This window comes from Streptomyces sp. NPDC059850, assembly GCF_042731515.1.
Lineage (GTDB): Bacteria > Actinomycetota > Actinomycetes > Streptomycetales > Streptomycetaceae > Streptomyces.
Window position 1 is genome coordinate 1 of the sequence record NZ_JBHWJI010000035.1, and the last position, 8,145, is coordinate 8,145.

The 8,145-nt window shown below is 72.3% G+C and carries 9 protein-coding genes and 5 tRNA genes; 6 read left to right on the forward strand and 8 right to left on the reverse strand.

Annotated elements, in window-relative coordinates; genetic code table 11:
* Positions 1 to 82: 82 nt before the first annotated feature.
* Entirely contained in the window at positions 83 to 1,333 is a 1,251-nt protein-coding gene (locus tag ACFV9T_RS26255) for a protein kinase (protein ID WP_385444476.1), read from the reverse strand.
* 272 nt (positions 1,334 to 1,605) lie between these two features.
* Here ACFV9T_RS26255 and ACFV9T_RS26260 point away from each other — a divergent pair, with 272 nt between their 5' ends.
* Positions 1,606 to 1,842 carry a hypothetical protein gene (locus ACFV9T_RS26260; RefSeq protein WP_055557600.1) on the forward strand — a complete coding sequence of 79 codons (237 nt, stop codon included), beginning with the start codon at positions 1,606 to 1,608 and terminating at the stop codon, positions 1,840 to 1,842.
* Positions 1,843 to 2,115: 273 nt separating this feature from the next.
* A complete protein-coding gene (locus tag ACFV9T_RS26265) occupies positions 2,116 to 2,322 on the forward strand; it encodes a hypothetical protein (RefSeq protein ID WP_385444478.1) in 207 nt (68 codons plus the stop codon).
* A 200-nt stretch (positions 2,323 to 2,522) separates the two neighbouring features.
* On the opposite strand, the gene ACFV9T_RS26270 is transcribed toward ACFV9T_RS26265, so the two are convergent.
* From ACFV9T_RS26270 to ACFV9T_RS26290, 5 genes are all read right to left on the reverse strand, one after another.
* Positions 2,523 to 2,594: transfer RNA gene (locus ACFV9T_RS26270), tRNA-Val, on the reverse strand.
* Positions 2,595 to 2,605: 11 nt separating this feature from the next.
* Positions 2,606 to 2,677: transfer RNA gene (locus ACFV9T_RS26275), tRNA-Val, on the reverse strand.
* 49 nt (positions 2,678 to 2,726) lie between these two features.
* Positions 2,727 to 2,798, reverse strand: a tRNA-Val gene (locus ACFV9T_RS26280).
* Position 2,799: 1 nt separating this feature from the next.
* Positions 2,800 to 2,870 (reverse strand) — tRNA-Cys (locus ACFV9T_RS26285).
* 31 nt (positions 2,871 to 2,901) lie between these two features.
* Positions 2,902 to 2,974: transfer RNA gene (locus ACFV9T_RS26290), tRNA-Gly, on the reverse strand.
* Positions 2,975 to 3,132: 158 nt separating this feature from the next.
* Between ACFV9T_RS26290 and ACFV9T_RS26295 the strand changes: the two genes are divergently transcribed.
* The 3 genes from ACFV9T_RS26295 to ACFV9T_RS26305 all read left to right on the forward strand — a co-directional run bounded on the left by ACFV9T_RS26295 (position 3,133) and on the right by ACFV9T_RS26305 (position 5,959).
* On the forward strand, positions 3,133 to 4,203 hold the full coding sequence (locus tag ACFV9T_RS26295) for a chorismate-binding protein (protein ID WP_385444480.1): 1,071 nt from the start codon (positions 3,133 to 3,135) through the stop codon (positions 4,201 to 4,203).
* Complete coding sequence (locus ACFV9T_RS26300; RefSeq protein WP_385444482.1) at positions 4,200 to 5,021, forward strand: aminotransferase class IV; 822 nt, start codon at positions 4,200 to 4,202, stop codon at positions 5,019 to 5,021. Before ACFV9T_RS26295 ends, ACFV9T_RS26300 begins: the two co-directional genes overlap by 4 nt.
* Positions 5,022 to 5,113: 92 nt before the next feature.
* Positions 5,114 to 5,959 carry a GNAT family N-acetyltransferase gene (locus ACFV9T_RS26305; RefSeq protein WP_385444484.1) on the forward strand — a complete coding sequence of 282 codons (846 nt, stop codon included), beginning with the start codon at positions 5,114 to 5,116 and terminating at the stop codon, positions 5,957 to 5,959.
* 9 nt (positions 5,960 to 5,968) lie between these two features.
* Here the strand turns inward: ACFV9T_RS26305 and ACFV9T_RS26310 are convergent, their stop codons facing one another.
* Positions 5,969 to 6,481 carry a DsbA family protein gene (locus ACFV9T_RS26310; RefSeq protein ID WP_385444486.1) on the reverse strand — a complete coding sequence of 171 codons (513 nt, stop codon included), beginning with the start codon at positions 6,479 to 6,481 and terminating at the stop codon, positions 5,969 to 5,971.
* Between the two features lie 134 nt (positions 6,482 to 6,615).
* On the opposite strand from ACFV9T_RS26310, the gene ACFV9T_RS26315 reads away from it, so the two are divergent.
* Positions 6,616 to 7,077 (forward strand): hypothetical protein, encoded by a 462-nt coding sequence (locus tag ACFV9T_RS26315; RefSeq protein ID WP_385444488.1) that lies wholly within the window; start codon positions 6,616 to 6,618, stop codon positions 7,075 to 7,077.
* A 292-nt stretch (positions 7,078 to 7,369) separates the two neighbouring features.
* Here ACFV9T_RS26315 and ACFV9T_RS26320 read toward each other — a convergent pair whose 3' ends face one another.
* Positions 7,370 to 7,933, reverse strand: a complete 564-nt coding sequence (locus tag ACFV9T_RS26320; protein WP_385444489.1) for a CGNR zinc finger domain-containing protein — start codon at positions 7,931 to 7,933, stop codon at positions 7,370 to 7,372.
* Between the last annotated feature and the right edge of the window lie 212 nt (positions 7,934 to 8,145).

Here is an 8,145-nt window from a genome sequence, read left to right on the forward strand (position 1 = left end):
CTTCGGGGGTGGCCCAAAAAATATACGCGTCCAGGCCCCTGCCCCGGAGGCCCCGCCCCCGGCACCCACATCCAGAATCGGGTCAGAGCCCGCTCTCGGGGGCTGCCTCCGGCGCCCCCGGCGCCGTGGGCGCCGTCGGGACGCCCAGCCCGCGCGACGGCCCCTGGCAGCCCTGGGCCGCCGCGATGCCCAGCGCCACCAGCAGCGTCACCACCACGAAGACCGTCAGCCGCTGACGCATCAGCCGGATCCGGTCCGGGCGGCGCCCGTTCGGGGACGTGCGGACCGTACGGGCCGGAGGCCGTTGGCCCTGGCCGCGCCGCGGCCCCGGCGGCCGCGCCGGGGTGTTGCGCCCCGCCGTCCGCGCGGGCCCCCCCGACCGCGGCGCCGCCGCGCTCCGAGGCGGCGTCCCCGCACCCGGCCGACGCTCCGTGTGCTGGTCCGCGTACGCGTCGGCCCGCCGCCCCACAGGACGCCCGTCCGAAGCGTGCCCGGGCGCGGGAGGCGCACCGTGGGCCTCACGCGCCGCGATCTCCTTGAGCCGCAGCGAGAGCTGCAGCGTCGTCGGCCGGTCCTCCGGGTCCTTCGCGAGGCACGCGTGCAGCAGCGGAGCCAGCGCGTCAGGCACCCCGAGCAGCTGCGGCTCCTCGTGCACGACGCGGTACAGCATCACCTCGGAACTCCCGTGCCCGAACGGCGAATCCGCCGTCGAGGCGTACGCGAGCGTCGCGCCCAGCGCGAAGACGTCGGTCGCCGGGGTGACGGCCGCGCCCCGCACCTGCTCGGGCGCGAGGAAGCCGGGGGAGCCGACGGCCGTGCCGACGTGGGTCAGCGTGCTGGCGCCGGTGGCCCAGGCGATGCCGAAGTCGATGATGCGGGGGCCCTTGGGGGAGAGCAGGATGTTCGACGGCTTGAGGTCACGGTGGACGACCCCCGCCTCGTGCACCGCCAACAGCCCCTCGGCCAGCGCGGACCCGACGGACGCGACGTGCGCGGCGGGCAGCGGGCCCTCCTCGTTGACCTTGTCGTGCAGGGAGGGACCGGGCACGTACTGGGTGGCGAACCACGGCCGGTCGGCCTCCAGGTCCGCGGCCACCAGCCGCGCCGTACAGCCGCCGCGGATCCGCCGCGCGGCGGACACCTCGCGGGCGAACCGCGACCGGAACTCCCGGTCCTCCGCCAGATCCGGCCGGATGACCTTGAGCGCCACCCGCTGTCCGCGCCGGTCGGACCCCAGGTAGACGACCCCCATACCGCCCGCACCGAGCCGCCGGTGAAGCCGGAAGGAACCGACGACACGCGGGTCCTCGCGCCGGAGCCGCATCATCGCCATGTCCGTCCCCTACCTCCGGTGGGGAGCCCTTCCCTCACCCCTTGGTGGGGAGCCCCATCCGCTGCCGTCTGCTGCCGGTCCACTGCCGTCCGTCTGACGTGCACAGCTTACGGATTGACGGCCCCGCGCGCTGAGAGGCCGCGCATGCGTCGGCCTATGGATTGTCAGTGGTGCCTGGGATCCTGGAGAAGTGGGCCGGAATCATGGCAATCCGTGCCCCGATCCGGGCGTGCGTGAGCTCAAAAGACCGTCTCAGAAGGGGGATTGAGGCCGTGAAGGGTGATCGTGTGGAGATAGTGGTGGACGCGGGCGACACGACGCGGACGTACGAAGTGGTGGCCGGGAGGGCGGGGCGGCGGGTCGAGACGGCAGTGCGGCGTGGGGTGGTGGAAGTGAGCGAAGTCACCCGAAACGGGTCCGTGGTGCGGACGGCACGCTTCATGGCGAACCGGGTCCTGGCCCTGGTGGAGCAGCCGGTTCCGCGGGGCGCGGACGGGGACCGTGAGTAACTTCGGGGGAGCCTCCGGGGGAGCCCTCTCCACCCCCGGAAGGACCCGCTCCGGCGGACCCCTCCGGGAAGACCCCAAGTCCCGGGCGGATTTCTCCACCCAGGGGAGTACGAGGCCCGGTCCGGCGTCATCCTCCGGGAGGCCCGGCAATCGGTACGAGGGCATGACGCCGGGTACCGGGCCGCGCGCCTAATGTTGAGGTCAAGCGGCGGGCGCAGCACTCGTCCCCCGAGGTCAGACGCTCGCCGCTGCAGATGTGACGGAGGAAGGACGATGGCGGACACGGTGGGACGTACGGTCGTCAGGGCACGCGGGCATCGCGCCCTTGACGCGTTCGGCAGCCCGCAGACCGGCACTCGCCATCCGCTGGTCGCGGCGGCCATGGTGCTGCCGTTGGCCATCCTGCTGAGCATCGCGTTCGGCGGCTGGGAAGCCGTCGTCACACAGGCGTCGTCCGTGGCGGGAATGCTGGGGCGCTGAGGCGCCCCAGGCCCGGGAGAGCGGCCCGGGCCGGGGACATCCTGGCCATCAACCCCGTGGGGACGGGGGTGCGGCGGACGGCACGAAGCCCGGACAGCTGGGGAGCTGTCCGGGCTCGCGCCGTTCCAAGCGTTGAACAACCTGAACAGGGCATACGACAAAGGGCCGGAGCATCCGCTCCGGCCCTGCGCCGATCAGTGTGGACGATACTGGGATTGAACCAGTGACCTCTTCCGTGTCAGGGAAGCGCTCTCCCGCTGAGCTAATCGTCCCGGGAACTGCGTGCGCGATACTGGGATTGAACCAGTGACCTCTTCCGTGTCAGGGAAGCGCTCTCCCGCTGAGCTAATCGCGCGGGTGTGGGGTCACGAGGACCCCGGGGGTGGGGCCACCAGGGCCCCGAGTGGACGATACTGGGATTGAACCAGTGACCTCTTCCGTGTCAGGGAAGCGCTCTCCCGCTGAGCTAATCGTCCGAGGTGGAGACGGGATTTGAACCCGTGTAGACGGCTTTGCAGGCCGTTGCCTCGCCTCTCGGCCACTCCACCAGGAGCGGGGATTCGGGAAACCCCCACTTCGAGCGGACGACGAGGTTCGAACTCGCGACCTCAACCTTGGCAAGGTTGCGCTCTACCAACTGAGCTACGTCCGCAGATGCCGTTTCCCGGGGCGCTTGCGCGTCCCGGCGACGTGTTGAACTCTAGCGGATTCCGGAGCCAGCTCAAATTCCGTTTCCGCAGCGTGCTGCCCTGCTCGCCCGCCGCGATCCCTCCCACCACCCCCGTGACCAGGCGCCATAGACTCGCAAGCGTGCACGACCTGCCCCCTCTCGCCCGCTTCGGCGGCCTGCTCGCCACCGATCTTCGCGATGTGACCAGCGATCCTTCGGCTCTGGACACCGAGGGTTTCTGGGCTGTTGTCGCGGACTTCGAGGGCCGTGTGGTCTGTGCCCGCTTCGGCGACGTACGCCGCGACCAGCAGCCCACCCCCGCACGGAGCCGAACGCACGGCGCCTGGCGCGGCCCCCGGCCCGCCGACTGGACGTCCTCGCTCGACCGGGCCGGGTACACCGAGGGCGTCCGCCGCGTCCGCCGCCACATCGCGGCGGGCGAGGTGTACCAGGCCAATCTGTGCCGCGTACTCTCCGCGCCGCTGCCCGACCCGGCCGAGGCGGACGTGGACGCGCTGACCGCCCTGCTGGCCCACGGCAACCCGGCCCCGTACGCGGGCACCGTACGGCTGCCGGGGCACGGGGTGGAGGTCGCCACGGCCTCGCCCGAGCTGTTCCTGCGCCGCTCCGGCCGGACCGTCGAGTCCGGGCCGATCAAGGGCACCGGCCGCCGGGCGGAAGACCTGCTGGAGAAGGACCACGCCGAGAACGTGATGATCGTGGACCTGGTCCGCAACGACCTGGGGCGGGTCTGCGCCACCGGCTCGGTGACCGTCCCCGCGCTCTGCGCCGTCGAGCCGCACCCGGGTCTGGTGCACCTCGTCTCCACGGTCCGTGGCGAGCTGGCGCCGAACACCGGCTGGGCGGAGCTGTTCGCGGCGGCCTTTCCGCCCGGGTCGGTGACGGGGGCGCCCAAGTCCAGCGCCCTGCGCGTCATCGGCGAACTGGAGACCGCGCCCCGAGGCCCGTACTGCGGCGGCATCGGCTGGGTCGACGCGGACCGTGGCACCGGCGAGCTGGCGGTCGGGATACGCACCTTCTGGATCGACCGCGAGGCCCCCGGCGGCGCCGTACTGCGGTTCGGCACCGGAGCCGGGATCACCTGGGGCTCCGACCCGGACCGGGAATGGGACGAAACCGAACTCAAGGCGGCGCGACTGCTCGCGGTAGCGTCGGAAGTACAGCAGCCGACGGGAAGGACCATGCGGTGACGATCTGGCTCGACGGATCCCTGCGCGAAACCGACAACGCCCAGGTGTCGGTTTTCGACCACGGGCTGACGGTCGGGGACGGCGTCTTCGAGACGGTCAAGGCGCTGGACGGCCGCGCCTTCGCGCTCACCCGCCATCTCCACCGGCTGGCCCGCTCCGCACGCGGCCTGGGCCTGCCCGAACCGGACCTGGACGAGGTACGGCGGGCCTGCGAGGCGGTCCTCGCCGACAACCCCATGCCGCTCGGGCGGCTGCGGATCACCTACACCGGAGGGGACTCGCCGCTCGGCTCCGACCGGGGCACGGCGGCCCCCACGCTCGTCGTCGCGCTGGTCGAAACGCACCGCCGGGCGGACACCACGGCCGTGGTCACCGTCCCCTGGACCCGCAACGAGCGGGGCGCGCTGGCCGGGCTCAAGACCACCTCGTACGGCGAGAACGTGATCGCGCTGGCCCGCGCCCGGGAACACGACGCCACCGAGGCCCTGTTCGCGAACACGGTGGGCGGGCTCTGCGAGGGCACCGGGACCAACGTCTTCGTCGTCCTCGACGGCGAACTCCACACCCCGCCGCTCGCCTCCGGCTGCCTCGCGGGCATCACCCGCGCCCTCGTCCTGGAATGGGTCGGGGCCCGCGAGACCGACCTGCCGTTCGACGTTCTGGACCGGGCCGACGAGGTGTTCCTGACCTCTACGACCCGTGACGTACAGGCCGTACAGCGGGTGGACGACCGGACCGTGCCCGGCACGCCCGGACCGGTCACCGCCAAGGCCATGCGGATCTTCACCGAGCGGGCGGCCGCCGACCTCGACCCGTGACCCGCGCCCAGGGATGACGGGAACGAACCCCCGTAAAAACGGACCGCCGTAAACCTGATGACGCGCGCCCCGGGCCCGGGTAGAACACCATCGTGACCACCACCCTGCGGCCCACCACGCCAGAGCGGCACACCGACGACGGCGGGCGCTCGCGCTCGTACGAGGTGTGCGTCAACAGCCGCCCCGTCGGCAGCGTCCGGCTCACCACCGACGCCCGGCTGGGCCCGTCCGCCGGGCGGATCGAGCACCTCCAGATCGACGCCGCGGACCGGCACCGGGGTCGCGCCACGGTCGCCGCGCTCGCCGCCGAGGAGGTGTTGCGCGGCTGGCGCTGCACCCGGCTGCTGGCGAGCGTCCCCGCGCAGGCGGCGACCGCCCTCGGGCTCGCGGCCGCCCTCGGCTACCGCGAGCGCGGCCGCAACATGGTCAAACCGCTGACGGAGCCGCCCGAGCTGCCCGTGGGCAGCGCTATACGAGCCATGGCGGAGGCGGACTACCCGGCCTGGCACGCCCATGAGCGCACCCGCTACCTGGCCACGGTGCTGGAGAGCGGGCTCACCCGCGAACAGGCCGAGGCGAAGGCGGAGGCCGACTACGCGACGCTGCTGCCGCACGGCCCCGCCACCCCCGGCACCGTGCTGCGGATCCTCGCCCACGGCGGCACGGACGTCGGCACCCTCTGGGTCGCGCTGCGTGCCGGGGAGCCGGACGCCGAGGAGCGGGGCGAGGCGTACGTCTTCTCCGTCGAGGTCGGCGAGGAGCACCGGGGAAACGGCCACGGCCGCACCCTGATGCTGGCCGCCGAGCGCGACAGCCTGGCCGCCGGGGCGCGCAGCCTCGGGCTGTACGTCGCGGGCGGGAACACCCCGGCGCTGCGGCTGTACGAGTCGCTGGGCTACGAGGCGGTCGAGTACCACCTCATCAAGCAGCTGCTCTGAGGTGCGGAACTAGCCGCGCTCGGCCAGCAGCCGGTCCGCGATCTCCTCGATCCGCTCCCGCAGCCCCTCCTGGCTCTTCCCGCCGTCCAGCCGCTCCCCGCCGATGACGTACGTCGGGGTGCCGGTGACGCCGATCGCCTTGCCCTCGGCCTGGTCCGCGTCGACGATCAGGATGTGACGGCCGTCGATCAGCGCGGTGTCCATCTCCTCGGCGTCCAGGCCCAGTTCCCGCGCCACGTCGACGAGCAGCAGCTCACCCCGGGCGCCCAGCTTCTCGGCGCGCTCCAGCACGGCTTCGACGTACGGCCAGCCCTGCCCCTGCGCGACGGCCTCCTCGGCGGCCTGCGCCGCCGCGTGGGCGTGCTTGTGGCGCTCCAGCGGGAAGTGCCGCAGCCGGATGTCCAGGGCGTCGCCGAAGCGCTCGCGCAGGGCGCTCACGTCCGTCAGCGCGGTACGGCAGTCGGGGCACTGGAGTTCGCACCACACGTCGAGTACGGGTCGGGCGGGATCGGTGTCGCTCATGGGGCCAGTCTTCCAGCCCCCACGGGCTCATCCGAACCCGGAGATGACCCTGATCCCGCGCCCCGGCTGTGGCTCCTGCCGCCCTGCGGGGTGCAGGATGGACATACCGCACAACCCATCGGCGGGAGGAACCGATGCTGACCGACACGATTTGCGTCGCGCTGTCCGCGGCCGGTCTGGGCATCGCGGGTCTGACCGCGTACCGCAAGCGCTTCCGGGCCGCGGCCCGGATCGCGGCCTACGCGCTGCTGCCGGTGGGCCTGGCGATGACCGGGATTCTGGACTGGCTGACCGATCTGGTCTTCAAGCCGAGCATCTGGGCGGGCTTCGGCGTGCTCGGGCTCTCCTGGCTGCTGTTCATGGTGAGCCGGGCGGCCGAGCGCCGGGCCGGTGGCACCCGCAAGGAGCGGCGTGCGGCGGCCGCCGCGGAGCGGAACGGAGCGCTCGCCCCGGGGGCCTCGGAACCCGCCCTGGGGGCCGGTCGCGGGGCGGCCGGAGCGAAGGCGGCGGACAAGCCGAAACCCGCCACTCGAAGCAGCTCCGGTACAGAAGATTTCTCAGATATCGAGGCCATTCTCAAAAAGCACGGGATCTGACAAGCTCCCGATCAAAAATCGCTCGTTGGCCGCAGCGGGGGTCCGGGCTGGGCCATGATCTCCGGCGAGATGCTGCAATCACCCGGGGAGCAATCCCCTATCGAAGGACCCCCTGTACCACCGAGCGACGAGCCACGCGGCTGCCTGTTCGCCCTGTCCCAGCCGCCGCTGATGCTTTTCCTCGCCTTCATAGGCATGCTGCTCTTCGGCACCGCGCTCCATGACCTCTACCGATGGTGACGAACCGGCGGCGGCGCGGCACCCCGGGCACCCCGTCGCGCGCCCCCTCGGCTCAGCTCGCGGCTTCCTTGCGCCGCGCGCGATACGCGGCGACGTGCAGCCGGTTCCCGCAGGTACGGCTGTCGCAGTAGCGCCGGGAGCGGTTGCGCGACAGGTCCACGAAAGCGAACCGGCAGTCCGGGGCCTCACAGCGCCGCAGTCGCTCGTGTTCGCCCGCCATCACGAGGAACGCCAGCGCCATGCCGCAGTCGGCCGCGAGATGGTCGGCCAGGGACGCTCCCGGGGCGAAGTAGTGCACGTGCCAGTCGTAGCCGTCGTGGTCGGTCAGCCGGGGAGTGGTCCCGGCCGCCGCGATCATCGTGTTGAGCAGTTCGGCGGTGTGCCGGGTGCGGCCGCCCGCCGTGGCGAAGACCTCGGCGAAGCGGGCCCGTACGGTCCGTACGGCGGCCAGATCGCGCTCACCGAGCGTGCCGATGTCGCTGACGGCGTTGCGCTCGACGAACCGGCGCAGCGCGGCGACGTCCGCCAGGCCGTCCTCGGTGCCGTCGCCGGGCGTGGTGTTCACCAGGTCGACGACCGTGTCGAGCGCGCACTGGGTGTCGTGGTTGATCAGCACGGTTGGCTCCCTGGCCCCTGGGGTCGGAGGTACTCCTCGACTGTTCCCCCCCGATGGGCTCGACTCTAGCGGCGCCGGGGCCAAGGCGTGACACGGCGTGTCATGCGACGGTGCCGCCGCCGCGGTACCGTCCGCCGAGGCGGCACACCCGCCTGGAAGACCAATTTGTCGGGAAGTGACAGCCGGGTTGTTCAGGACCGGTATCTCGCGTA

Coding starts and splice junctions, on each gene's coding strand:
- ACFV9T_RS26255 (WP_385444476.1), bottom strand. CDS start 1,333: ATGGCGATGATGCGGCTCCGGCGCGAGGACCCGCGTGTCGTCGGTTCC.
- ACFV9T_RS26265 (WP_385444478.1), top strand. CDS start 2,116: ATGGCGGACACGGTGGGACGTACGGTCGTCAGGGCACGCGGGCATCGC.
- ACFV9T_RS26315 (WP_385444488.1), top strand. CDS start 6,616: ATGCTGACCGACACGATTTGCGTCGCGCTGTCCGCGGCCGGTCTGGGC.
- ACFV9T_RS26310 (WP_385444486.1), bottom strand. CDS start 6,481: ATGAGCGACACCGATCCCGCCCGACCCGTACTCGACGTGTGGTGCGAA.